The 23,273-nt window shown below is 64.0% G+C and carries 23 protein-coding genes; 16 read left to right on the forward strand and 7 right to left on the reverse strand.

The window, feature by feature from the left end:
• Window positions 1-66 precede the first annotated feature (66 nt).
• On the forward strand, window positions 67-330 hold the full coding sequence (locus AC3EMP_RS13915; RefSeq protein ID WP_023670169.1) for a hypothetical protein: 264 nt from the start codon (window positions 67-69) through the stop codon (window positions 328-330).
• Window positions 327-593, forward strand: coding sequence for a DUF1488 family protein (locus AC3EMP_RS13920; RefSeq protein ID WP_023670170.1), 267 nt, complete (start codon window positions 327-329; stop codon window positions 591-593). Before AC3EMP_RS13915 ends, AC3EMP_RS13920 begins: the two co-directional genes overlap by 4 nt.
• 42 nt (window positions 594-635) lie before the next feature.
• Here AC3EMP_RS13920 and AC3EMP_RS13925 read toward each other — a convergent pair whose 3' ends face one another.
• Together AC3EMP_RS13925 and AC3EMP_RS13930 are read right to left on the reverse strand one after the other, a co-directional pair.
• Window positions 636-827: a hypothetical protein gene (locus AC3EMP_RS13925; protein WP_023692809.1), complete on the reverse strand. Its 192-nt coding sequence runs from the start codon at window positions 825-827 to the stop codon at window positions 636-638.
• A gap of 7 nt (window positions 828-834) precedes the next feature.
• Complete coding sequence (locus AC3EMP_RS13930; protein WP_023692810.1) at window positions 835-1,044, reverse strand: hypothetical protein; 210 nt, start codon at window positions 1,042-1,044, stop codon at window positions 835-837.
• 217 nt (window positions 1,045-1,261) lie between these two features.
• Between AC3EMP_RS13930 and AC3EMP_RS13935 the strand changes: the two genes are divergently transcribed.
• A complete protein-coding gene (locus tag AC3EMP_RS13935) occupies window positions 1,262-1,669 on the forward strand; it encodes a DUF3168 domain-containing protein (protein WP_023670173.1) in 408 nt (135 codons plus the stop codon).
• 6 nt (window positions 1,670-1,675) lie between these two features.
• Here the strand turns inward: AC3EMP_RS13935 and AC3EMP_RS13940 are convergent, their stop codons facing one another.
• Window positions 1,676-2,062, reverse strand: a complete 387-nt coding sequence (locus AC3EMP_RS13940; protein ID WP_023684533.1) for an ester cyclase — start codon at window positions 2,060-2,062, stop codon at window positions 1,676-1,678.
• Window positions 2,063-2,342: 280 nt separating this feature from the next.
• Here AC3EMP_RS13940 and AC3EMP_RS13945 point away from each other — a divergent pair, with 280 nt between their 5' ends.
• From AC3EMP_RS13945 to AC3EMP_RS13980, 8 genes are all read left to right on the forward strand, one after another.
• Window positions 2,343-2,603 carry a hypothetical protein gene (locus AC3EMP_RS13945; RefSeq protein WP_352597549.1) on the forward strand — a complete coding sequence of 87 codons (261 nt, stop codon included), beginning with the start codon at window positions 2,343-2,345 and terminating at the stop codon, window positions 2,601-2,603.
• 81 nt (window positions 2,604-2,684) lie between these two features.
• Window positions 2,685-3,350 (forward strand): response regulator transcription factor, encoded by a 666-nt coding sequence (locus tag AC3EMP_RS13950; RefSeq protein ID WP_023670175.1) that lies wholly within the window; start codon window positions 2,685-2,687, stop codon window positions 3,348-3,350.
• Entirely contained in the window at window positions 3,334-4,752 is a 1,419-nt protein-coding gene (locus AC3EMP_RS13955) for an ATP-binding protein (protein WP_023692813.1), read from the forward strand. The genes AC3EMP_RS13950 and AC3EMP_RS13955 overlap by 17 nt, the downstream gene beginning before the upstream one ends.
• Before the next feature lie 174 nt (window positions 4,753-4,926).
• A complete protein-coding gene (locus AC3EMP_RS13960; RefSeq protein ID WP_023670177.1) occupies window positions 4,927-5,370 on the forward strand; it encodes an RT0821/Lpp0805 family surface protein in 444 nt (147 codons plus the stop codon).
• An 85-nt stretch (window positions 5,371-5,455) separates the two neighbouring features.
• A complete protein-coding gene (ccmI, locus tag AC3EMP_RS13965; RefSeq protein ID WP_352712869.1) occupies window positions 5,456-6,592 on the forward strand; it encodes a c-type cytochrome biogenesis protein CcmI in 1,137 nt (378 codons plus the stop codon).
• Between the two features lie 3 nt (window positions 6,593-6,595).
• Window positions 6,596-7,039 carry a cytochrome c maturation protein CcmE gene (gene ccmE / locus AC3EMP_RS13970; protein WP_023670179.1) on the forward strand — a complete coding sequence of 148 codons (444 nt, stop codon included), beginning with the start codon at window positions 6,596-6,598 and terminating at the stop codon, window positions 7,037-7,039.
• Window positions 7,039-9,030, forward strand: coding sequence for a heme lyase CcmF/NrfE family subunit (locus tag AC3EMP_RS13975; RefSeq protein ID WP_352712871.1), 1,992 nt, complete (start codon window positions 7,039-7,041; stop codon window positions 9,028-9,030). The genes ccmE and AC3EMP_RS13975 overlap by 1 nt, the downstream gene beginning before the upstream one ends.
• Window positions 9,027-9,488, forward strand: coding sequence for a cytochrome c-type biogenesis protein (locus tag AC3EMP_RS13980; protein ID WP_023732023.1), 462 nt, complete (start codon window positions 9,027-9,029; stop codon window positions 9,486-9,488). Before AC3EMP_RS13975 ends, AC3EMP_RS13980 begins: the two co-directional genes overlap by 4 nt.
• Here AC3EMP_RS13980 and AC3EMP_RS13985 read toward each other — a convergent pair.
• Window positions 9,485-9,793 (reverse strand): type II toxin-antitoxin system RelE/ParE family toxin, encoded by a 309-nt coding sequence (locus AC3EMP_RS13985; RefSeq protein ID WP_023670182.1) that lies wholly within the window; start codon window positions 9,791-9,793, stop codon window positions 9,485-9,487. The two genes, AC3EMP_RS13980 and AC3EMP_RS13985, sit on opposite strands and share 4 nt — an antisense overlap.
• Entirely contained in the window at window positions 9,790-10,059 is a 270-nt protein-coding gene (locus AC3EMP_RS13990; protein WP_023684527.1) for a CopG family ribbon-helix-helix protein, read from the reverse strand. The genes AC3EMP_RS13985 and AC3EMP_RS13990 overlap by 4 nt, the downstream gene beginning before the upstream one ends.
• 191 nt (window positions 10,060-10,250) lie before the next feature.
• On the opposite strand from AC3EMP_RS13990, the gene AC3EMP_RS13995 reads away from it, so the two are divergent.
• The 5 genes from AC3EMP_RS13995 to AC3EMP_RS14015 all read left to right on the forward strand — a co-directional run bounded on the left by AC3EMP_RS13995 (window position 10,251) and on the right by AC3EMP_RS14015 (window position 17,820).
• Window positions 10,251-11,804, forward strand: a complete 1,554-nt coding sequence (locus tag AC3EMP_RS13995; protein WP_488494627.1) for a Do family serine endopeptidase — start codon at window positions 10,251-10,253, stop codon at window positions 11,802-11,804.
• A gap of 254 nt (window positions 11,805-12,058) precedes the next feature.
• On the forward strand, window positions 12,059-12,733 hold the full coding sequence (locus tag AC3EMP_RS14000; protein ID WP_023670185.1) for a response regulator transcription factor: 675 nt from the start codon (window positions 12,059-12,061) through the stop codon (window positions 12,731-12,733).
• Window positions 12,734-12,840: 107 nt separating this feature from the next.
• A complete protein-coding gene (locus tag AC3EMP_RS14005; RefSeq protein ID WP_023709807.1) occupies window positions 12,841-14,316 on the forward strand; it encodes a sensor histidine kinase in 1,476 nt (491 codons plus the stop codon).
• On the forward strand, window positions 14,316-17,282 hold the full coding sequence (locus AC3EMP_RS14010) for a bifunctional [glutamine synthetase] adenylyltransferase/[glutamine synthetase]-adenylyl-L-tyrosine phosphorylase (RefSeq protein WP_027050017.1): 2,967 nt from the start codon (window positions 14,316-14,318) through the stop codon (window positions 17,280-17,282). Before AC3EMP_RS14005 ends, AC3EMP_RS14010 begins: the two co-directional genes overlap by 1 nt.
• Before the next feature lie 64 nt (window positions 17,283-17,346).
• On the forward strand, window positions 17,347-17,820 hold the full coding sequence (locus AC3EMP_RS14015; protein ID WP_023702181.1) for an EF-hand domain-containing protein: 474 nt from the start codon (window positions 17,347-17,349) through the stop codon (window positions 17,818-17,820).
• A 104-nt stretch (window positions 17,821-17,924) separates the two neighbouring features.
• Here the strand turns inward: AC3EMP_RS14015 and AC3EMP_RS14020 are convergent, their stop codons facing one another.
• Together AC3EMP_RS14020 and pepN are read right to left on the reverse strand one after the other, a co-directional pair.
• Window positions 17,925-20,246 (reverse strand): PAS domain-containing sensor histidine kinase, encoded by a 2,322-nt coding sequence (locus AC3EMP_RS14020; RefSeq protein ID WP_023702180.1) that lies wholly within the window; start codon window positions 20,244-20,246, stop codon window positions 17,925-17,927.
• 310 nt (window positions 20,247-20,556) lie between these two features.
• Entirely contained in the window at window positions 20,557-23,196 is a 2,640-nt protein-coding gene (gene pepN / locus AC3EMP_RS14025; protein WP_023709805.1) for an aminopeptidase N, read from the reverse strand.
• Window positions 23,197-23,273 lie beyond the last annotated feature (77 nt).

A 23,273-nucleotide genomic window follows, 5' to 3' on the forward strand; every position in this document is an offset into this window, starting at 1 on the left:
GGCAAAAGTGACTATTTATATCGTAAGTTCGATTTCACAATTTCAGGCACGAAGGAGATTTAGGCGATGGCCGAAGGCAATCAGAGCATCATGGAAAAAGCTGAAGCCCGCTTCATGGACAAGCAGAAGAAGACGGCCGAGCGCAACAAGGCAACCTCCGACTACATGTCCGAAGCGAGGGCCAGGGAGATCAAGACGGCAAGGCTCAGGGAATTGCGCCTGGCCAAGGAAGAGGCCGACCGCGTCGCGGAAGCCTTGAACCCGACACCGAAGAAGAAGCGGGCTACCGTCAAGAAAGCCGCCGCCGCGCCGAAGGGGGGCACGTCATGAGCCTGACATTCCCCAATCCAAGCCGCTTCTATGACGAGGCCGGCAAGCGCATCCGCTTTGTCGGCCATGACGGCATGTTCCAGATTTCCTTCTCTGTCGCCGCCGATGCCCTCTCGAAGGCGCCATCAGGGACGGCGACCGCGGAAGCCACCTATCTGGCGGCCTTCGACACCGCGTCCAGCTCCATCCATGACATTGCCAGCAAGGCCTACGCCCGCACCCGCAAGAGCATTTATGTGCTCACAGCCGCGGATTTCGGCTAGCGCGCGTTCGTCTTGCATCAGAGCGGCTGAGATCAGCGTGCGTCAGGACTTGCGGTCGGCTTTTGCCCGCCGCTTGACGTCCCGGCTGTTCAGGCGGTCGGCCATCGCTTCCGCATCGCGCAAATTCATGGCCACCATTACCTGTTGCTTAAGCTCGACAGGCTGGCCGGTGAAGATGTCGAAGATAGTCCAGCTCTCGGGCTCGTACATGCGCAACGCGTAGCGGTTTGTCATATCGGCATCAGGCCCTTGACATGAAAAATGCCGCCGCCAGGATCAGGATTGTCCAGGCCACCACCGACAGCTTCAAGGCCAGGCCGCCATGCATTGAAAGTATCTCGCGCATGCGCAGGGCCACGGTGCTCTTCGACAGGGCGGGTGCTGCCGCAATCGCGACCGGGGGCTTGACGCCAAGCTTTCCAAAAGCCGGCAGCAGCGGTGGCGTTCGCATGAAATGACCTCGAATTGCCGGAGAAAACAGGGCTCCTCATAACACCCTTCTTGAAACTCCCCGCATGCCAAATAGAACCCGGTCCGTGAAAGGGCCATGCCGCCCGATTCGCCGCCTTCCATCAGGCGGATCGTCATCTGGCGAAATCCGTGCAACGCGGTTAGGTTGCGCGCGAAACTGAGGTTGTTCAAAGCGTGACAGGCGAACGGAGACGACGATGACGGCGCCCGGCGATTTGCTGCAAGCCTTGTTCATGAGATTGAAGAGCGATGCCTCGCTGACGGCGCTGCTCGGCGGCGCCGGGTTGCGCGAGCAGGCGGCCGACAGTGCCGCCTTCCCTTATGTGACCTATGGCAGGACCAGCGCATTCGATCTGGACACCGGCGCCGACAATGATGACGACCAGCTCATCACGCTGCATGTCTGGTCGAAGGCGCAAGGCGAGGCCGAGACGCGTCTGATTATGGACAGCATCCGGGCGCGCCTTGACGGCGCCGCTTTCGCCACCGGCTCGCGCGACCAGACCCGCCTGTCGCTGGAGTTCGCCGAGGCCCGCTACGACGAGGACCTGGCGCTCTACCACGGGGTGCTGCGGATACGCGCTCTCACCGAACAAAGTGATTGAAGCAACCTAGATCTGCGCCTGGATCTCGGCCTTGTCGATGACTGACCACACCTCGCGGATGCGACCCTCTCCGAATTCGTAGAAAACATTCTCAGCGAACGACACGCGCTTGCCGTTCACCGGCAGGCCGAACAGCACGCCCTTGGGATGACAGTCGAAATGCAGGCGCGCCGCCACGCGCGGCGGCTGGCAGACCAGCAGTTCGATGTTGAAGCGGAGGTCGGGAATCGCCTCGAAATCGCCTTCGAGCATACGGCGATAACCCGACAGGCCCAGCATTTCGCCATTGTGCTGCACCTCGTCGCCGACAAAGTCTCCAAGTTTCGCCCAGTCCTGGGCATTCAGGCAAGCGATATAGCCCCGGTAAAGGTCGGCAAGGTCTTTATCCGTCATGGCGCACTCCGATGATTTGGCGTTTCCCGCGCTATTTAGGGCGGCCCTTCAGAATGGTCTCGCCTTGACCTGTTCCCAATCTGGCTGCGAATTGAGAACCTGCGCGCAAACACCATAGCCGCGCAGCCGGTTTTCCGGTTATGAATCCATTGCCCGGTCTGAGGGACTGGGCGGTAGGATCGCATTCATTCGTTGCGCGCGCAGGGGGTATTGCGGGGATGGATTTTCACCCGTTCACCGTTCATTTCACGTTCAGCACAGTTGCGTTACAACGCCGACCATGAAAACGCTTCGCTCTCATGTCAGAACCGCGATACTGGCGCTCACAGCGGCCGGCCTGTTGGCGTCGCAAGCGACGCCAACAGCCGCGGCGGATTGCTACGCGATCGGCCAGCAGGTTGCCGAGCAGAATGGCGGCACGCTGGCCAAGGCTTCGCAGACGACGCGTGGCGGCCAGGAGGTCTGCATCATCATCGTGCTTGTGCCGGGCAAGGACGGCCAGCGTCCGCGCCGCTCCGAGATCGTCGTCCCGGCGAACTGATCCAATCTTCCCCTTGCAGGGCTCGTTTCCCAGACCACCGGAATCGGCCTATATCTGACACATCAACAGGCCTGACCGATCATGCGCGTACTCGTCGTCGAAGATGACAAGGATCTCAACCGGCAGCTGGCCGACGCGCTGGTCGATGCCGGCTATGTGGTCGACCGCTCCTATGACGGCGAGGAGGGGCATTTCCTCGGCGACACCGAGCCCTACGATGCCGTCGTGCTCGACATAGGCCTGCCGCAGATGGACGGCATCAGCGTCGTCGAGCGCTGGCGCCGCAACGGCCGCAAGATGCCGGTGCTGATCCTGACAGCGCGCGACCGCTGGAGCGACAAGGTGTCGGGCATCGATGCCGGCGCCGACGACTATGTCACCAAGCCGTTCCACATCGAGGAGGTGCTGGCCAGGGTGAGGGCGCTGATCCGCCGCGCCGCCGGCCATGCCTCGTCCGAGCTCACTTGCGGGCCGCTGCGCCTCGACACCAAGGCCTCCAAGGCCGATGTCAACGGCGTGCCGCTGAAGCTGACCTCGCATGAGTTCCGCCTGCTGGCGTATCTGATGCACCATATGGGTGAGGTGGTGTCGCGCACCGAGCTGGTCGAGCATCTCTACGACCAGGATTTCGACCGCGATTCCAACACCATCGAGGTCTTTGTCGGCCGGCTGCGCAAGAAGATGGGCATCGACATGATCGAAACCGTGCGCGGCATGGGCTATCGCATGCGTGAGCCGGAGGCGTAAGGCGGAACCGCTCCCCATACCAGCAAGGAAGCCTTTTTCGGCGCGGCTCTGGCCTCGCTCGCTGGCCTTCCGCGTCATCGGCTTTTCCACGATCTGGGCGATCCTCACCCTGATCGTCATCTTCACTCTGATCACCACGCTCTACCGCCAGGCCAGCGAGCGCGGCTTCGACAGCCTGCTGTCGGCGCATCTGTTCAATTTGATCGGCTCCGTCGGCGTTTCCGAAACCGGCCAGCTCACCGGCGCTCCCGACCTTGGCGACCTGCGCTTCTCGGAGCCGAATTCGGGCTGGTACTGGTCGGTGGAGCCGGCTTCCGAAGGCGTGCACGGCAACCTTCATTCGTCCTCGATGACCACGACGATCCCGTCGCCGACCGTTGCCGAGGTGCCTTTCAATTCCAGTTTCCAGCGCAGCTATTCCACCGACGGCATCGGTGACGAGGAACTGCAAGTGTTCGAAAGCGAATTCGTCCTCGATGCCAAGAACCGCGCCGCGCGCTTCCGCGTGATGGGCAACAAGACCGAGCTCGAGCACGAGATCGCCACCTTCCAGGGCCGCCTGTTGACCTATCTCAGCCTGTTCGGCGTCGGCATGATCGCCATCAATGCGATCGCTATCCTGCTCGGCCTCCAGCCCTTGCGCCGGGTTCGCAACGCGCTTGCCCAGGTGCGCGAAGGCACGGCGCAGCGGCTCGATGGCCGGTTTCCCGCCGAGATCGAGCCGCTCGCCAACGAAACCAATGCGCTGATCGAAAACAACAAGCGCATCGTCGAGCGCTCGCGTACGCAGGTCGGCAACCTTGCCCATTCGCTGAAGACGCCGCTCGCCGTGCTGATCAATGAGGGCCGGGCTCTAGGCGGCGCCAAGGGCCAGCTCATCGCCGACCAGGCGGCGTCGATGCAGAAACAGGTCGACCACTACCTGCAGCGGGCACGGGTCGCGGCGCAGCGCGACAGCGTCGTCTACCGCACGCCGGTGACGCCGCTGGTGCAGCGCATGGTGCGCGTGCTGCAAAAACTCAAGCCTGATGTCAGCCTGTCGCTTACGCTGCTGGCGGCCGACATCGTCTTTGCTGGCGAGCGCGAGGATTTGGAGGAACTGCTCGGCAACCTTCTCGACAATGCGATGAAATGGGCGAAGAGCACTGTTGCCGTATCCGTCACGCCGGCCGCAGCCGGCCTGTTCGAGCTATCGATCGAGGATGACGGTCCCGGCATCCCCGAGGACAAGGCCCGCGATGTCTTGAAACGCGGCCGGCGCCTCGACGAGACAAAGCCGGGAACCGGGCTCGGACTTGCCATCGTTGCCGACCTCGTCAACGAGTATGGCGGGGCGCTGGCGCTGGAACGCTCCACGATGGGCGGGCTGAAGGCGGTTGTGCGCTTGCGGAGCTTGCAATGATGTACTGCCCAGGGCCAATCGACACGGCCGAATGCCTGTGTTATGGCGGCCCCTCGATTGCACAAAAGCCGTTAAAAACGGCCAAATTTCCGACAAATGTCAATAGTATGACGTCCTGACGCCCCCGATGACGCGGCCCCCAGCGCATCCCGTTCAAGAAAACCGGTTGTTGGCATGAAGATTCGCGTTGCGCTCGTTTCCGCACTGCTCGCTCTTTCCGGCTGCGGAACGCTGGGCAAGGGCAGTGGCCCGGATATCTCCATCACCAATCCGCCCGCGTCACCTCCCTCGGGTGCCAAGGTCGCGACGACGATCATCTCGGCCATGGCTGGCGGGCTCGTCGGCGGGTCGATCGGCAGCGGCCTGACCAGCACCGAGAAGCGCAAGGCGCTCGAGGCGGAGTACAAGGCGCTCGAATATACCGCGAGCGGCCAGAAGGTGACCTGGAAGGGCGACAGTTCGGCCCATTCCGGCGAAGTCGTCGCGGCCCAGCCCTACCGCGTCGGCTCGCAGGATTGCCGCCAGTACACCCATACGGTGTTTACCGGCACGGGCGGCCAGACCGCGCGGGGCACCGCATGCCGCAACGCCGACGGCAGCTGGACGCCGCTGACCTGAACATTGGGCCGGGGTCGGAATCCCGTCAAAGCGTCGCAGCGACCTCATGTTGTGAGAGCAGGGCTCTCGCTCTATTGGAAGAACCATGCTGTTCTGGGTCATAGCCGCACTCCTCACGCTGGGCGCAAGCCTGGCGGTGCTGCTGCCGCTGACCGGCGGCACGGACGCTCCGACCAGCAGCGACCATGACCTCGAAGTCTATCGCGATCAATTGGCCGAGCTCGAGCGTGACGCCGCGCGCGGCCTGATCCAGCCGGCGGAAGCCGAGGAGGCGCGCGCCGAAATCGCCCGCCGCATCCTTCGGCTGGGAAATGCCGGCCAGGCCGATGCCGCGACGCTTCAGCAGCCGTCAAAGGCGGCCAGGCTGGTGGCGACATCAGCGGTGCTGATGGTCCCGCTGCTCAGCTGGGGCATGTACAGCCAGCTCGGCTCGCCCGATCTGCCGTCGCAGCCGCTTGCCGAACGGCTGGCCAAGAATCCGGCCGATAGTTCGGTCGATGAGTTGGTGGCGCGCGCCGAGGCCCATCTTGCCGCCAACCCTGGCGATGGACGCGGCTGGGACGTGCTCGCCCCGATCTATCTGCGCCTGCAGCGCTTTCCCGATGCCGTGACCGCCTATCGCAATGCCATCCGCCTCGATGGCGACACGGCTGCCCGCGAGGCCGGTCTCGGCGAAGCGATTGCCAATGCGGCCGGCGGCATCGTTTCGGCCGATGCGCAATCCGCTTTCGAACAGGCGCTAAAACTCGACCCGGCAAACGCGAAAGCCTCGTTCTATTTGGCGATGGCGCTGGCCCAGGAAGGCCGCATACCCGAGGCAACCACGGCTTGGCAGAAAATGCTCGATTCCCTGCCGCAGGATTCGCCATGGCGCGGAGCTGTCCAACGGGCACTGGCCGAGGCCGCCAACCGCAGCGTCGCGTCAGGAGAGCCCGCCAAAGGCCCCGACGCCGCAGCCGTCGATGCCGCCTCGTCGATGGCGCCGCGGGACAGGCAGGCCATGATCGAAACCATGGTCGCCGGCCTCGACGAAAAATTGCGGCAAAATCCGCGCGACACGGAAGGATGGATGCGGCTCATTCGTTCCTATGTTGTGCTGGGCAAGGCCGACCAGGCGCGGGACGCGCTGCATCGCGGTATTGCCGTGTTTGGCGCCGACAGTGAGGAAGCGAAGAAATTCACCGCCTTTGCCGCCTCGCTCGGCCTGACGGCGACGGAGTAGGACATGACGCGCAAGCAGAAGCGATTGTCGGTGATTGTCGGAGGTCTTGCCTTCCTCGGCGCCGCCACCGGGCTGACCTTCTATGCGTTGGGCCAGAAGGCCTCCTATTTCTATATGCCCGCCGATCTGACCACCGCCAGCTTGCAGCCGGGACAGCGCATCAGGCTCGGCGGCCTCGTCGAAAAGGGCACGGTCGTGCGCGGGCAGGGCGCGACGGTTGCGTTCTCGGTCACCGACACGCACAAATCGGTCAAGGTCAGCTATACCGGCATCCTGCCCGATCTGTTCCGCGAGGAGCAGGGCGTCATCACCGAAGGCAGCTTTGGCGCCGACGGCGTTTTCGTCGCCGACAGCGTGCTGGCCAAGCATGACGAGCGCTACATGCCCAAGGAAGTCGCTGACGGGCTGAAGGCCAAGGGCGTGTGGCAAGAGAGCAAGAGCCAGTAATGGTTGAGACCGGACACTTCGCGCTCGTCCTCGCCTTTGTGCTGTCGCTGGTGCAGACGCTGGTGCCGCTGATCGGCGCCCGTACCGGCAACCAGAGGCTGATGGCTGTCGGCGGTCCCGTCACGGTCACAGGCTTCGCGCTCACGGCGCTATCGTTCGCAGCACTCGCCGGCGCCTATGCAAGTTCCGATTTCTCGGTGGCGAGCGTGTGGGAAAACTCGCATTCGCTGCAGCCGCTGATCTACAAGATCACCGGAACCTGGGGCAATCACGAAGGCTCGATGCTGCTCTGGGTGCTGATCCTGACCTTCTTCGGTGCGCTGGTCGCTGTCTTCGGCTCCAACCTTCCGGCGACGCTGCGCGCCAATGTGCTGGCCGTGCAGGGGGCGATCGGCGCCACCTTCTTCCTGTTCATCCTGGCGACATCCAATCCGTTCACCCGGCTCAATCCGGCGCCGATCGAGGGCCGCGATCTCAACCCGGTCCTGCAGGATCTTGGCCTCGCCATCCATCCGCCGCTGCTCTATCTCGGCTATGTCGGGTTCTCTATCTGCTTTTCCTTCTCGGTCGCCGCCCTCATCGAAGGCCGCATCGATGCCTCCTGGGCGCGCTGGGTGCGGCCGTGGACGCTGGTCGCCTGGATGTTCCTCACCGGCGGCATCGCGATGGGCTCCTACTGGGCCTACTACGAGCTCGGCTGGGGCGGCTTCTGGTTCTGGGATCCGGTCGAAAACGCCTCCTTTATGCCGTGGCTGGCCGGCACGGCTCTTCTGCATTCGGCGATCGTCATGGAGAAGCGTTCGGCGCTCAAGATCTGGACGCTGCTGCTTGCCATCCTCACCTTCTCGCTGTCGCTGCTCGGCACCTTCCTGGTGCGCTCCGGCGTGCTGACCTCGGTGCATGCTTTCGCCACCGATCCGACCCGCGGCATCTTCATCCTGTGCATTTTGACGCTGTTCATCGGCGGCTCGCTGGCCCTGTTTGCGCTGCGCGCCTCGCGGCTGACGGCCGGCGGCCTGTTCCACCCGATCTCGCGCGAAGGCGCGCTTGTCCTCAACAATCTGTTCCTGACCACGGCCACCGCCACCGTGCTGGTCGGCACGCTCTATCCGCTCGCGGTCGAGGCGCTTTCGGCCGGCAAGATCTCGGTCGGCGCGCCGTTCTTCAACCTGACATTCGGCCCGCTGATGGTGCCGCTGCTGGTCGTGGTTCCGTTCGGGCCGCTGCTAGCCTGGAAGCGCGGCGACCTCTATGCCGTCGCTCAGCGCCTGATGGCGGCTTTCGGCGCCGCTCTCCTGGCGATGCTGGTCACGGGGCTGTTCATCGACGGCGCGTCGGTGTTCGCCGCCCTTGGTGTCGGCCTCGCCTGCTGGCTGGTCTGCGGCGCGCTCACCGACCTCGCCGTCAAGTCCGGCTTTGGCAATGCGTCGCCCGCCATCATGCTGCGCCGTTTCGCCGGCCTGCCGCGTTCGGTGTTCGGCACTGCACTTGCCCATCTCGGCCTCGGGCTGACGACGCTCGGCATTGTCGGCACGCTGTGCTTCGGCACCGAAAGGATACTGTCGATGCATGCCGGCGAGAGCGTCGAACTCTCCGGCCACACGCTGCGTTTCGACGGCCTCTTCCCGGCGCAGGGTCCGAATTACAGCGAGCAGCGCGGCCGCTTTTCCGTGATCGGCGCCGGTGGCGGCGTTTCAGCCGAGATCACCTCGGCCAAGCGCTTCTTTCCGGTGCGGCAGACGACGACGACCGAATCTGGGATCGAGACGATCGGCTTCAGCCAACTCTATCTGTCGCTGGGCGATGAGGGCACCGATGGGTCGGTCGTGGTGCGCCTGTGGTGGAAGCCGCTGGTGACGCTGATCTGGGGCGGAGCTCTGGTGATGATGGCGGGAGCCGCAATGTCGCTGTTCGACCGTCGCCTGCGGGTTGGCGTACCCTCGCGCCGCCGCAAGCAGGCAGCCTCCATGCCGTCGGCAGGTGTGCCGTGAGCACCAGGTCTCTGGCCTCGCTCGTGCTTTTGCTGGCGCTGCTGTTTGCCGGCGCGGCGCAAGCGGTGAAACCGGACGAGGTTCTCGCCGATGCGGCGCTCGAGGCGAGGGCGCGGCTGCTGTCGGAAGGCCTGCGCTGCATGGTCTGCCAGAACCAGTCCATCGACGAATCCGATGCTGACCTCGCCCGCGACCTGCGCATCCTGGTGCGCCAGCGTCTGGTTGCCGGCGATACCGACCAGCAGGTGATGGACTATATCGTGTCGCGCTACGGCGAGTTCGTGCTGTTGAAGCCGCGCTTTAGCCCGCGCAACGCCTTGCTTTGGGGCACGCCGGTGCTTCTGCTTCTAGTCGGCGGCATTTTCATTGTGCTGACCACACGCTCCCGCCGCTCGTTGGCAACCAAGGCGCTGAGCGCCGAGGAACAGGCGGCGCTGGACAAGATGCTGAGCGACTAGCTCGGCCATTCCTCCAAAGGCCAGTCCCGCGACGTGTGGATGGCGCGCAGGATAACAATGCTCTGACGGCCGGCGATCAGGCGCAATTCATAGGCAATGATGTAGGGCAGGCGGCCGATGGGCTTCTCATAAGTGCCTGTTACCCGGCCAGGTCGGCCCGTCGCCATATCACCAAGGCCCCGGCCCATTTCACGGATACGGTCCGCGAGGCGTCGGGCGGCGGCAGGATTGTCCTGAGCGATAAAGGCAACTTGCTGCGTGAGATCGTCCAGCGCTTCTCGCGACCAGGTGACGAACCGCTTCACGCCTTGCCTGCGCGCCTGGCTTTCGCTGCTTCGATCACCGCGTCGAGCTCCGCCATGGCGTCGTCGTGGGGCACGACACGGCCAGCCTCTGCGTCGGCCATGCCACGTTTTATGCCTTCGATGATATCCAGCTCGCGATCGACATAGGCTGAGACCGCCTCGGCGGCGAGGAACGATTTACTACGCCTGGTATCGGTAGCGATCTGCTCCAGCTTCAGCTTGGTCTCGGACGAGACTCGAATGGTCATGGTGGTGCTTGCTGTCATTGTGAAAGCCTTGTGCTGAGTTGTGTACACCATAGGGCAGCAGGCGAGCGCAACCAAGCGATTTGTGCGACCGCCCAACATTACAAAACTTTCATGCACCGGAAATGGCGCCGTAATGTGCGCCTCTCTATTTCTCTTGTCCGAGGATGCTCTGCCTGAGCCGCATCCAGTGAAAAGAGGATACGAGACCCATGACTATCGCCCCCAACCCATATTCCCGCACCCGCAAACGCCTGTTGGCCGCCGCCGCTTCGCTGGCCATTGCCGGCGGCATCGGTTTCGGCGCCGTTGCCACTGGTACAGCTCCCGTTCTGGCCGACGCCGTGCGGGTCGAAGCGCCCCAGGTGCCGGGCTTTGCCGATGTCGTCGAGCGCGTTTCGCCGGCCGTGGTCAGCGTCAAGGTCAAGGCCAAGATCGAGCCTGCCGCCGATGACGGCTCCGACCAGTCCGACGATCCGGACGGCATGAACAACCTGCCCGACAATCCGCAGCTGCGCCAGTTCTTCAAGCAATTCCGCGGCTTTGGTGATCAGAACGGCCATGACGGCGGCAATCGTCGCTTCAGCCACCGCGACCATAACAACGACCAGCCGCGTCCGGTGGCGCAGGGTTCTGGCTTCTTCATCTCCGATGACGGCTATCTCGTCACCAACAACCATGTCGTCGAGGAAGGCTCCGCCTTCACAGTGGTGATGAATGACGGCAAGGAGCTTGACGCCAAGCTGATCGGCACCGATCCGCGCACCGATCTGGCGGTGCTCAAGGTCGATGGCGTCGGCAAGTTCACCTATGTCGATTTCGCCGACGATTCCAAGGTTCGCGTCGGCGACTGGGTGGTGGCCGTCGGCAATCCGTTCGGCCTCGGCGGCACCGTCACCGCCGGCATCGTCTCGGCCCGTGGCCGTGATATCGGCGCCGGTCCCTATGATGACTTCATCCAGATAGACGCTTCGGTCAACCGCGGCAATTCGGGCGGCCCGACCTTCAACCTTAACGGCCAGGTCGTCGGCATCAACACCGCGATCTTCTCGCCGTCGGGCGGAAGCGTCGGCATCGCCTTCGACATTCCGGCCTCGACCGCCAAGCAGGTGGTGCAGGATCTGATGAAGAGCGGCTCGGTGCAGCGTGGCTGGCTCGGCGTCGAAATCCAGCCGGTTACATCGGACATCGCCGAATTGCTGGGCCTGAAGTCGCAGAACGGGGCTCTGGTTTCGGGCGCCCAGGACGGTGGCCCCGGCAAGAAGGCCGGCATCACCGCCGGTGACGTGATCACCCAGGTCGAAGGCAAGGACGTCGCATCGCCGAAGGAACTGGCTCGTCTGATCGGCGCCTACCCACCCGGCAAGTCGGTCGACGTCACGGTGTGGCGCGACGGCAAGAGCCAGACCATCAAGGTCGATCTCGGCACGTTGCCATCCACTGACAAGCAGGCCTCGGCCGACCCGCAGCAGCCCGCGGCACCGGCAAAGCCCGCCGCGCTGGCCGATCTCGGCCTCACCGTCACCAAGTCGGAAAACGGCAAGGGCCTGGTGGTGACCGATGTCGATCCCGACAGCGATGCCGCCGACCGCGGCATCCAGCCCGGCGATGTCATCACCTCGGTCAACTCGACGGAGGTGAACGGCACCGACGACGTCGCCAAGGCGATGGCCGATGCGGTCAAGTCCGGCCGCAAGGCGGTGCTGATGCAGATCACCCGCGACGATTTAAACCGCTTCGTCGCGCTGCCAGTCGCCAAAGGCTGACATCACACAGTTTCCAGTGCGGCGGTTTCAACACCCCCGAGCCGCCGCACGGGAAGCAAGGGGCCGATCGCGTTAGTCAGTCATCGTGTTCTGCCCCCGGCGGCAGCGGGCCCCCATCGCCCGCTGCCGCTCTAACAGCGAAGCATGTCGCCCAAAAGTGCACTGCGGTTTTGGCAAAACGACATGCTTGAACGAAAGCTTTTGCGCTCATGGCGGCCCCTCAATCTTCCGGCGAAATCGCGTATAACGGCTCTATGAAGATTCTCGTCATAGAAGACGATCGCGAGGCGGCCGACTATATGCAGAAGGCCTTTGCCGAGGCTGGGCACACCGCCCATGTCGCCGGCGACGGCGAAACCGGCTTTGCGCTGGCCGATGCCGGCGACTATGACGTGATGGTCGTCGATCGCATGATGCCACGCCGCGACGGGCTCTCCGTCATTGCCGGCCTGCGCTCGCGCGGCAACACCACGCCGGTGCTGATCCTGTCGGCGCTGGGCGAAGTCGATGACCGCGTCACCGGTCTGCGCGCCGGCGGGGACGACTATCTGACCAAGCCCTATGCCTTTTCCGAATTGCTCGCCCGCGTCGAGGTGCTGAACCGCCGCGCCAGCGCCAGGGAGGCCGAAACCGTCTACCGGGTCGGCGATCTCGAGCTTGACCGGCTGTCCCATTCGGTCAAGCGCGCGGCGCGCGAGATCACGCTGCAGCCGCGCGAATTCCGCCTGCTCGAATATCTGATGCGCCATGCCGGCCAGGTGGTGACGCGCACCATGCTGCTCGAAAATGTCTGGGACTATCATTTCGATCCGCAGACCAACGTCATCGACGTTCACGTCTCGCGCCTGCGTGGCAAGATCGAGAAGGGTTTCGACAAGCCGATCCTGCATACGGTTCGCGGCGCCGGCTATATGCTGAAGAGCGGCTAGAGCATGATCCCAAAAAGTAGGTACCGGTTTTTGGAGAAGATCATGCTCCAACAAAGGGGTAGGTCATGATGAGATTTCAGCCAAATCTCATCATGAGCTAGAACTCGATGGCCCTTTCCCTGCCGGCCATCATGAGGACGACGGCGGCGCGGCTTTCAGCGCTTTATTTCCTGCTTTTCGCGCTATGTGCCGTGTTGCTGGTCTTCTACATGACGTCGTTGTCGGCCCGCATGCTGACCGGCCAGACCCAGCAGACCATCAATGACGAGGTGCTCGGCCTCGCCCGTGCCTATCAGAGCGGCGGCCTGCCGCGGCTGGTGCGCGTCGTCGAGCAGCGCTCGCGCCAGCCCGGCGCCAACCTCTATCTCATTGCCGACGTCAACGGCCAGATCCTCACCGGAAACGTGCAGAGCCTGGCGCCGGGGGTGCTCGAGACCGATGGCTGGACGACCGAACCCTTCTCCTATCGCCGTTTCGGCGAAGGTGAGCTCGAACGGCAGCGCAACCAGGCTTCTGACCCGAACGGCGCGCAGCCCGGCGAGACCGAAATTCAGTCCGAGGGCGAGAAGGGCCACAACGCCATCGCGCTGGTGCTGCGGCTGCCCAACCAGATGATCATGCTGGTCGGCCGCGATCTCGGCGAGCCCGAGCGCTTCCGCGCCGTCGTCCGCCGCGCCCTGATGCTGGCGCTGGGCATGATGGGCCTGGGCGGGCTGCTGATCTGGTTCCTTGTCGGCCGCGCCGCGCTGAAGCGCATCGACAGCGTCTCGGAGGCAAGCCGCCGCATCATGGGCGGCGATCTCACGGGACGGCTGCCGGTGACCGGCGCTGGCGATGAGTTCGACCGCCTGTCGGAAAACCTCAACACCATGCTGGCCAGGATAGCGACGCTCAACGAAGGGCTGAAGCAGGTCTCCGACAACATCGCCCATGATTTGAAGACGCCGCTGACCAGACTGCGCAACCGCGCTGAGGCGACACTTTCGGGCAAGCACAAGACCACCGACTACCGGCAGGCGCTGGAAGGCACCATGGCCGAATCCGACCAGCTGATAAAAACCTTCAACGCCATCCTGATGATCTCCAGGCTGGAGGCCGGCTATTCCTCGGAGAGCACCAGCAAGGTCGATCTCGCCGCCGCGGTGCATGACGTTGTCGAGCTTTATGAGCCGGTGGCGGAGGAGGCTGGCGTGGTGCTCGAAACTGCCGCGGACGGGAATTTTTCCGTCAATGGCAACCGCGAGCTGATCGGCCAGGCGCTGTCGAACATCGTCGACAACGCCATCAAATACTCGACCGATGCGACGGAAAAGCCTGCTGTGCGCGTAGCCCTGCAGCGCGTCGGTCACGAAATCCGCCTTTCTGTTGCCGACAATGGCCATGGCATCCCTGATGACGCCGACCGCGCCAGGGCGACCGAGCGCTTCGTGCGGCTGGAAAAGAGCCGCTCGCAGCCGGGATCCGGTCTTGGCCTCAGCCTCGCCAAGGCGATCATGACTTTTCACAATGGCCGGCTTGAACTTCTGCCTGCCAATCCCGGATTGTCCGTTATCATGAGCTTCCCGGCGCGGGAGGACCATTGATGGCGGTGAGGATGGCTGCGAAACGGATCGAGACCGAATGGCGCCTGCAACTGGCGGCGCAGCTCGCGCCGCTGGATGAGACCCGCGCCCGGCGTGAACTGTCGGAGATCGCTGGCGATGCCAAGGACGAGAACCTGCCGCGGCTGGCGAAATTCCTAGGGGGCAAGGGCGCGGCCCAGGAGTTTCTCGCTGCCGTCTTCGATCTCTCGCCTTTCCTCCGCGATGTCGCGCGCCGCCGGCCGCAAATCCTCGACGCGCTGTTCGATGGCAGTGTCGAGGCTCGGCTGCTCACCATCGCCGAAGCGATCGGCAAGGCCGCCTTTTCCGAGACCGTTTCCGAATCCAGCCTGATGATGGAACTCAGGCAGTGGAAGGGTGAAGCTCACTTTCTGATCGCACTTGCAGACCTCTCCGGCGAGGCCGATGCCGCGCTGACGGTAAGGCGCCTCAGCAATCTCGCCGATGCCTGCACCTGTGCGGCGGTCGACTTCCTGCTGCGCGAGGCGCACAGCCAAGGCAAGCTCAAATTGCCCGATCCCGAAAATCCGTCACGGCAATCCGGCTGGATCGTGCTCGGCATGGGCAAGCTTGGCGCGCATGAACTGAATTTCTCCTCCGACATCGACCTCGTCGTCTTCTTCGATCCGGATGCGCCGGCAATCGTCGATCCGCTCGACGCCACAGAGCTGTTTGCGCGCCTGACCCGCAGGCTGGTCCGCATCCTGCAGGACCGCACCGGGCACGGCTATGTCTTCCGCACCGATTTGAGGCTTCGTCCCGATCCAGGCTCGACGCCGCTGGCGATCCCGGTCGAGGCAGCACTTCGCTACTATGAGGCGCGCGGCCAGAACTGGGAGCGCGCCGCCATGATCAAGGCGCGTCCCGTGGCCGGCGATCTCGATGCCGGGGATGCGTTCCTGCGGGAATTGCAGCCCTATGTCTGGCGCAAATACATGGACTATGCGGCGATCGCCGACGTTCATTCGATCAAGCGCCAGATCCATGCCCACAAGGGTCATGGCGAGATCGCGGTCAAAGGACACAACGTCAAGCTCGGCCGCGGCGGCATTCGCGAAATCGAGTTCTTCGTCCAGACCCAGCAACTGATCGCCGGCGGCCGTTTTCCGGAGCTGCGCGGCCGCGAGACGGTGCCGATGCTGGGTGCGCTGGCGGCGCGCAACTGGATCACCGCCGATGCACGCGACGCGCTCACGCAGCAATATTGGTTTCTGCGCGGCGTGGAACACGCCATCCAGATGGTCGCCGACGAGCAGACGCATATTCTGCCCGACGATGATGAAGGGCTGGAACGCATCGCCCATATGCTGGGCTTTGCCGATGCCGCCAGATTTGCCGAAACCTTTCGCGCGGCTTTGCATGAGGTCGAGCGCCATTACGCCGCGCTGTTCGAGACTGCGCCTGAATTGTCGGCCGGCGTCGGCAATCTGGTCTTCACCGGCGATGTCGACGATCCCGACACGCTGCAGACCTTGCATGGCCTTGGCTTCCAGCGGCCAAGCGACATCTGCCGCGTCATTCGGGGCTGGCATTTCGGCCGCTATCGCGCCACCCAGTCGGCGGAAGCGCGCGAGCGGCTGACCGAACTGACGCCGGCGCTGCTCAAAGCCTTCGGCCAGACGCGCCGGGCCGACGAGGCGCTGGTTCGCTTCGATGAACTCCTCGCCGGCCTGCCCGCCGGCATCCAGCTGTTTTCGCTGCTGCAGTCGAATCCCGCTCTGCTGAAGCTTATGGCGACGATCATGGGCGCCGCGCCTCGGCTGGCGGCAATCATCACAAGGCGCCCGCATGTCTTCGACGGTCTGCTCGACCCGGCGCTGCTCACCGAACTGCCCAACCGCGCCTATCTCTCAGCGCGGTTGGCCGCTTTCATCGATGGCGACAGGCCCTACGAGGATGTGCTTGACCGGCTGCGCATCTTTGCCTCCGAGCAGAAATTCCTGATCGGTGTCAGGCTGCTCGCCGGCTCGATCGACCCGGCGCGCGCCGGCCGCGCCTTTTCCGATCTCGCCGACCTCACCATCGACGCCGCATTGCAGGCGGTGACCACCGAATTCGCGCTGCGCCACGGCGGTATCGCCGGCGGCACGGTTTCGCTGCTCGGCATGGGTAAGCTCGGCAGCCGCGAATTGACGGCGGGTTCGGACGTCGACCTTATCCTGCTTTACGATCACGACCCGGATGCCGACGAGTCCGACGGCGACAAGCCGCTCGCACCGTCGCACTACTACACCAGGATGACGCAGCGGCTGATCGCGGCTGTCTCGGCGCCGACCGCCGAGGGCGTTCTCTACGAACTCGACCTGCGCTTGCGGCCATCCGGCAACAAGGGGCCGGTGGCGACCCATATCGACGCCTTCAAGAAATACCAGCGCCAGGAGGCCTGGACCTGGGAGCACATGGCTTTGGCAAGGGCTCGCGCCATCGGCGGTGACGCTGCCCTTTGCGCCGAGGTCGAGGCCGAGGTGGCGGCACTTCTGGCCTTGCCGCGCGACGCCGCCAAGGTGAGGGCGGAGGCATCCGAGATGCGCGCGCTGATCGAGAAGGAAAAATCGCCGCGCGATCTCTGGGACATCAAGCTCATCTCCGGCGGCCTCATCGACCTCGAATTCATCGCGCAGGTGGCGGTTATAACCGGGCAGGTCGAAGCCGGCCGCAGGGTGACCGCGACCGGCGAAATCCTGGCGCATCTGTCGCCGGATTTCGCCGAGGCTGACGTCAGGCAGCAGCTTTGCGAAGCCTACCAACTCTATCTGGCGCTGACCCAGATGACGCGGCTTTGCCTCACCGGTGCATTCGAACGCGATGACGTTCCGCCGGGATTGTCGGATCTGCTTCTGGCGGTGACTGACCTGCCGGATTTCGGTGTGCTGGAAGCACATCTCAAGGAAACGTCGCAAAAGGTCAGAAAGGATTTCAACCTTTTGCTTCGTACGAAACGGTCGTGAGGGCGTGAAGCGTTGGCGGCTGTTTCGGATCGCATCGGGGGTGACGATGCAACAGGAGATACCCATGAGAAAGACAACCGGACTTGCCCTTGCCTTTGTCGCGCTTGCCGGCGCCGTTGGCACCACCGCCTATGCCGAGAACAATGCCAGCGCCAGAATGCGCGAGGGCGCGATGATGCGCCTCGACAAGGCGATGAAGGATTCCAACGGCACCATCAGCTTCGACCAGTTTTCCGACGCCATGAACGCGCGGCTGAAGAAGCTGGTCGCCGATAATGGCGGCAAGCTGACAGTCGCCCAGCTCGCTGACGCGCTGGAGAAGGCGCGGTTCGAGGAAATGGCCAAGCGCATAGTTGCCCGCTACGACAGCAAGGGCGACGGCACGCTGACCACGGACGACATCACCGGGCGCGAGAAGAAGGTGTTCGCCATGCTCGACCGCAACAATGACGGCAAGATCGAGCGCAACGAACTGCCAAAGAAAGGCCGCATGGGCCGCCACCACCAATGGGACGGCGGCGACGACAGCATGGAGTGAAATGGCGATATGTCTCCGGCGGCGAAAGCCGCCGGAGCCCTTACATGACCGGGGCTACTCAGTCCTTGAACGCGGCGGAGAGCACCGCTCGCATTGGCGGGCCGTCAGGCCGCCGCCTTCACCGCCAGCGCCGGCTTCTTCACCGGAATGCGCACCGACACGATCGTGCCGACGCCTTCGGTCGAGCGGATTTTCAGCGCGCCGCCCTGCAGCTCGGCCAGCGAGCGCGAGATGGCAAGGCCGAGGCCGGAGCCGGCGTGGTTCTTCGAAAACTGGTTCTGCACCTGTTCGAAGGGGCGGCCAAGCTTGCTCAGTGCCTCCTTCGGAATGCCGCAGCCATTGTCCTCGATGGTCAGCACCAGCGCGCCTGACGTGTTGCGGGCGCGCACCGAGATATGGCCGCCCTGACCGGTGAACTTCACCGCATTCGACAGCAGATTGATGGCGATCTGCTTGATCGCCCGGCGGTCGGCGAACAGCGTCATCGTATCGGCGATGCGGGTTTCGACCGTGATCGATTTCTCCGCCGCCTGCAGCGAGATCACCCGCACCGTCTCGCGGATCAGCGGGCAGAGATCGATTTCCTCGCGGTCCACCGAGAATTGGCCGGCTTCGATCTTCGACATATCGAGTATGTCGTTGATGACGCCGAGCAGATATTTGCCGCTGCCGTTGATGTCGTTGGCATATTCCTCGTAGCGCGGCGAACCGAGCGGCCCGAACAGGCCTTGTTCCATCAGTTCGGAGAACCCGATGATGGCGTTGAGCGGCGTGCGCAGCTCGTGCGACATGTTGGCTAGGAATTCGGATTTGGCCCGATTGGCGGCCTCGGCGCGCTCGGTTTCCTTCATATATTCGCGGTTGAGCTCGACCAGTTCCTTGGCGCGCTCTTCCTCGGCCCGGCGGGCGAGGCTGAGGTCGTGGATGGTCGCCATCAGCCGGCGCTCGCTGTCGACCAGCTTTTCCTGGTGCAGCTTGATCTGGGTGATGTCGGAGCCGACGGAGACCGTGCCGCCGTCCCGGGTCCTCAGTTCGTTGACCTGCAGCCAGCGGCCGTCGGAGAGCTGCCGCTCGAAGGTTGCGCCCCCTTGCGGCCCGTTGGTGTTGGCCAGCCGCCGTTCAGAGGCGAAGGCCAGCATGCGCTCTTCAAGCACGGCGCGCGCAGCGCCCGGCATGACGTCGCGGTCCGACAGGCCGTTGTCCTTCTGGTATTTGGAATTGCACATGATCAGGCGCTGGGCGGCATCCCACAGCACGAAGGATTCGTTGATGTTTTCGATCGCGGTCCGCAGGCGCAGGTCGGCCGCCTCCGAGCGCAGCGCCAGATGCCGCTGCTCGGTGACGTCGACGGCAATGCCGATCAGCTGGATCTCAGGCGCTTCCGGGTCGATCACCTGGGCCCTGGCGCGCATCCACACCCACTGGCCGTCGGCGTGACGCATCCGGAACACCTGGTCGATATGGTCGATCTCGCGCTCGACGATTTTGTTGGCCAGCTCGAACAGGTCGCCGTCCTCGGGGTGGATGATGTCGTCGACCTCGCCGAACGACAGCATCGAGTTGCAGGGCTCGTAGCCCAGCATGTCGTACATCGAGCGCGACCAGTACATCTTGCCGCGCACCATGTCCCAGTCCCACAGGCCGCAGCGACCGCGAACCAGCGCCATGTCGATGCGCTGATGGGCTTCGAGATAGATGCGGTCGGCTGTCTGGGCGCGCGATGCCTGGCCGAAATAGGCGTAGAGGATGATGATCAGCACGCCGGCTGTCAGCACAAACAGCGTGACGTTGAGCGAGACGGTCTTGCGCCAGTTGTCGAACGCCGCTTCCTGCGGCACCAGCACGGCGGCGGCGTACTTGCGGTCCCGGGTCAGGCTCACCGCCGCGTACCAGTCCTGGCCGCCGATGCTGACATCCATGACCCCGGCGCGGTCGCCGAACATGAACAGCGGCTGGCCGTCCAGCACCAGGCTGTCCAGCGATCGCCCTTGCCAGCCGGTCGACAGCGGCGACACGGCAATGATCTTGAAGGCGCTGTCGGTGATCACAAGCACATGGCTTCTGCCCATGGCGCCCTGGCGGCTCGTGCTTTCCAGAAGATCAATTGCACCGCTGGATGCCGCGGTCGGGTCGGCCGAGATTGCGTTCGCCATCTGGCCGGCGGCGAGACCTAGCACCGCCTTGCCGTCGCGCTCGGCCTCGTCGCGCTCGTTCATCAGCGACAGCACGCGCAGTGCGGCGATGACGATCAGGAAGATGATGATGAGAGCCGGTATCGAACGGCGCAGAAGGGGTTCGGCAGCCAGGAGCCGCCGGTAGGCTGGTTCAGCGATGAGCCGCGTATTGCCGGCGAGGCCGTCGCCTCGCGCCTTGCGCCGCTCAAAAGCCGTCCCTTCGGGCGCGCCCCACGCGTCCGCCTTGGCCATAAATGGCACTCCCCGAATTTCCGTACGCTTGACGATTCGGCAACACCGCACATCCGAATCGTCTGTAAAGAATCAAAGGTGATTCGCCTTGTCCAGACGCGCGGCCGAAAAACATTAAAAATTCATTGAAATAACGCTGAAATCCCTCCCCTTGAGGGGAGGGTGGCCCGAAGGGCCGGGTGGGGTCCTCGGCGAAGCGCTCGACTCTCTCAATCACGGTCGAAGTTGGTCGAGGTCGCGCACTGCCGCAACGACCCCACCCGTCCATCCGCCTTCGGCGGCTGTCCACCGTCCCCTCAAGGGGGAGGGATCAGGCCAGCGTTCGCTCCACAATGTCCCGCAAATCCGCCGACAGGTTCTCGGCACCGGCGATGGCCAGCAGCGCTTCCCTGGCCTTGGCTTGCCTGCCCGGCTCCAGCGAGCGCCACGAGCGCAGCGCTGTCGCCAGCCTGGCCGCCACTTGCGGATTGCGTTTTTCAACCTCGAGTACGGTCTGGGTAAAAAACCGGTAGCCTTCGCCATCGGCGCGGTGGAAGCCGGTCTGGTTGGCGCTGGCGAATGTGCCGACCAGCGAGCGCACCCGGTTCGGATTGGCCATCGAGAAAGCTGCGTGACCAGTCAGCTCGCGTACCGTGTCGACTGTCCGGGGTCCCGGCACGCTGGCCTGGATCTGGAACCATTTGTCCATGACCAGCGGATCGGCGCCATAACGGGCCTCGAAATCGGCCAGCGCCTTGATCGCCTCCGGCGAACCGTCATGGCGGTGCGCAAGGACGGTCAGCGCTGCGGCGCGGTCGGTCATGTTCGTCGCGACCTCGAAATGCCGGGCGGCGAGCGCAGCCCCTTTCGGCAGCAGCGAGAGGTAGTCGAGCAGGATGTTGCGCAGCGCGCGGCGTCCCGCACTTGCCGCGTCGGGGCTGAACGGCCCGTCGTCGGCGAGGCGGCCGTATAGGTCGGTGAACGTTTGCTGATTGGCGCGCGCGATTGCCAGCGCCAGCGCCTCGCGGGCGGCGAAGATGGCGTCGGGGTCGATATTCCTGCCGATGTCGCGAGCAATGTCGGCCTCGCCCGGAAGCGAAAGCGCCAGTGCCCGGTAAGCGGGTTCCAGCGTCTCGTCGCCGGCGATCTTGCCGGCAAGTCCGGTCAGCCTGGCGGTGAAGGCCGGCTTTGCGCCGCCGAGGATCTGGCGGAAGGCCGCTATCAGCGCATCGGTCAAAAGCGTGTTGAACGCCTGCCAGCGCGCAAAGGCATCGCTGTCATGGCCGGCGAGGAAGAACTGGTCGTCGGCCTTCTGCTCGACCGAAAGCGTGATCGGCGCCGAAAAGCCGCGATTGAGCGACACCGCCGGCCGCTCGGCAACGCCTGAGAAGCGCACCATGTGACGGCGCTTGCGAATATGGATGACACCGTCCTCGACGGCGGCGCCCTCGACGCCGCCATAGGCAACCGGTTCGCCGCCGGCGCCGACCAGCCCGAAGGCGAGCGGGATGTGCATCAGCCGCTTGCGGCTTTCCGACGGCGTCGGCGGCACCGACTGCTCGATCTCGAGCGTGAACTCGCGCGTGGCCGGATTGTGCGTCGAACTGACGGTCAGGTTCGGCGTGCCCGCCTGGTGGTACCAGAGCGCGAATTGCGACAGATCGCGCCCGGAGGCGTCCTCGAACACTTTGAGGAAATCCTCGATCGTCGCTGCTTCGCCGTCATGGCGCTCGAAATAGAGATCCATTCCGGCGCGGAACGTGTCAGGTCCGAGAATGGTGCGGATCATGCGCACGACTTCCGAGCCTTTTTCGTAGACGGTCGCCGTGTAGAAATTGTTGATCTCGCGGTAGCGGCGCGGCCGCACCGGATGCGCCAGCGGTCCCTGGTCCTCGGGGAACTGGTGTGCCCTGAGCGTGCGCACTTCGGCGATGCGCTTGACCGCGCGCGAGCGCTGGTCGGCGGAGAATTCGTGGTCGCGAAAAACCGTCAGCCCTTCTTTCAGGCAGAGCTGGAACCAATCGCGGCAGGTGATCCTGTTGCCGGTCCAGTTGTGGAAATACTCATGCGCGATGATCGCCTCGATATTGGCGAAATCGGCATCGGTGGCGGTTTCCCGGTCGGCCAGCACATATTTGTCGTTGAAGATATTGAGGCCCTTGTTCTCCATGGCCCCCATGTTGAAGTCGGAAACGGCGACGATGTTGAAGACGTCGAGGTCGTATTCGCGGCCGAAGGCCTGCTCGTCCCATTGCATCGAGCGCTTCAGCGCATCCATGGCGTAGCCGGCAAGCCCCTCCTTGCCTGGCTCGACATAGATGCCGAGTTCGACCTCGCGCCCGGACATGGTGACGAAACTGTCCGCAACCTTGCCGAGATTGCCGGCCACGAGCGCAAACAGATAGGACGGCTTGGGGAAGGGGTCGTCCCAGACTGCAAAGTGCCAGCCGTCGGCAAGCGCGCCGCTTTCGACCGGATTGCCGTTGGAAAGCAACAGCGGCGCTTCGTCCAGCCTCGCCTCGATACGCACGGTATAGACCGACAGGATGTCGGGGCGGTCGAGGAAATAGCTGATGCGGCGAAAGCCCTCGGCCTCGCATTGCGTGCAATAGACATTGCTGGAGCGGTAGAGGCCCATCAGCGCCTCATTGCTGGCCGGCGCGATCTCGGTCTCGAGCAGCAGCTGGAAACGGGGCGGCGGCCTCAAAATGGTCAGCTGGTCCGGCGTGGCGAGATACTCGGCCGGGGCAAGCTCGCGACCGTCGATGGCAATGCGCTTGAGCACCAGGCCGTCGCCGTCCAGCACCAGCGACGTCCAGGCGGCGGCGCCATCGCGGCGTTCGATCGTCAGCACTGCGGTGACACGCGTTGCGTCTGGCGAAAGGCGGAAGGTGAGGCCGGTTTGCGGGATGGAAAAGTCGTTGGGGCGGTAGTCTTCGAGCTTGAAGACCTGGCCGGTATCGGTTCGCATTCCCTTGGGTTTCCCTGTCGCTATCGGAGCCGCTGACGTGTCATGGCCCATTAAATCTAAAGTTGCGCGCTCTTTAC

This window comes from Mesorhizobium sp. P160219 (genome assembly GCF_057786095.1).

Excerpts from the sequence above, each read along its gene's own strand:
- ccmE (WP_023670179.1), top strand. The coding sequence starts at position 6,596 with ATGACGCGCAAGCAGAAGCGATTGTCGGTGATTGTCGGAGGTCTTGCC.
- AC3EMP_RS13990 (WP_023684527.1), bottom strand. The coding sequence starts at position 10,059 with ATGACAGCAAGCACCACCATGACCATTCGAGTCTCGTCCGAGACCAAG.
- AC3EMP_RS14015 (WP_023702181.1), top strand. The coding sequence starts at position 17,347 with ATGAGAAAGACAACCGGACTTGCCCTTGCCTTTGTCGCGCTTGCCGGC.
- AC3EMP_RS13935 (WP_023670173.1), top strand. The coding sequence starts at position 1,262 with ATGACGGCGCCCGGCGATTTGCTGCAAGCCTTGTTCATGAGATTGAAG.
- AC3EMP_RS13930 (WP_023692810.1), bottom strand. The coding sequence starts at position 1,044 with ATGCGAACGCCACCGCTGCTGCCGGCTTTTGGAAAGCTTGGCGTCAAG.
- AC3EMP_RS14020 (WP_023702180.1), bottom strand. The coding sequence starts at position 20,246 with ATGGCCAAGGCGGACGCGTGGGGCGCGCCCGAAGGGACGGCTTTTGAG.
- AC3EMP_RS13960 (WP_023670177.1), top strand. The coding sequence starts at position 4,927 with ATGAAGATTCGCGTTGCGCTCGTTTCCGCACTGCTCGCTCTTTCCGGC.
- AC3EMP_RS13920 (WP_023670170.1), top strand. The coding sequence starts at position 327 with ATGAGCCTGACATTCCCCAATCCAAGCCGCTTCTATGACGAGGCCGGC.
- pepN (WP_023709805.1), bottom strand. The coding sequence starts at position 23,196 with ATGCGAACCGATACCGGCCAGGTCTTCAAGCTCGAAGACTACCGCCCC.
- AC3EMP_RS14005 (WP_023709807.1), top strand. The coding sequence starts at position 12,841 with ATGGCCCTTTCCCTGCCGGCCATCATGAGGACGACGGCGGCGCGGCTT.
- AC3EMP_RS13950 (WP_023670175.1), top strand. The coding sequence starts at position 2,685 with ATGCGCGTACTCGTCGTCGAAGATGACAAGGATCTCAACCGGCAGCTG.
- AC3EMP_RS13925 (WP_023692809.1), bottom strand. The coding sequence starts at position 827 with ATGACAAACCGCTACGCGTTGCGCATGTACGAGCCCGAGAGCTGGACT.
- AC3EMP_RS13975 (WP_352712871.1), top strand. The coding sequence starts at position 7,039 with ATGGTTGAGACCGGACACTTCGCGCTCGTCCTCGCCTTTGTGCTGTCG.
- AC3EMP_RS13940 (WP_023684533.1), bottom strand. The coding sequence starts at position 2,062 with ATGACGGATAAAGACCTTGCCGACCTTTACCGGGGCTATATCGCTTGC.
- ccmI (WP_352712869.1), top strand. The coding sequence starts at position 5,456 with ATGCTGTTCTGGGTCATAGCCGCACTCCTCACGCTGGGCGCAAGCCTG.
- AC3EMP_RS13945 (WP_352597549.1), top strand. The coding sequence starts at position 2,343 with ATGAAAACGCTTCGCTCTCATGTCAGAACCGCGATACTGGCGCTCACA.
- AC3EMP_RS14000 (WP_023670185.1), top strand. The coding sequence starts at position 12,059 with ATGAAGATTCTCGTCATAGAAGACGATCGCGAGGCGGCCGACTATATG.
- AC3EMP_RS13915 (WP_023670169.1), top strand. The coding sequence starts at position 67 with ATGGCCGAAGGCAATCAGAGCATCATGGAAAAAGCTGAAGCCCGCTTC.
- AC3EMP_RS13995 (WP_488494627.1), top strand. The coding sequence starts at position 10,251 with ATGACTATCGCCCCCAACCCATATTCCCGCACCCGCAAACGCCTGTTG.
- AC3EMP_RS14010 (WP_027050017.1), top strand. The coding sequence starts at position 14,316 with ATGGCGGTGAGGATGGCTGCGAAACGGATCGAGACCGAATGGCGCCTG.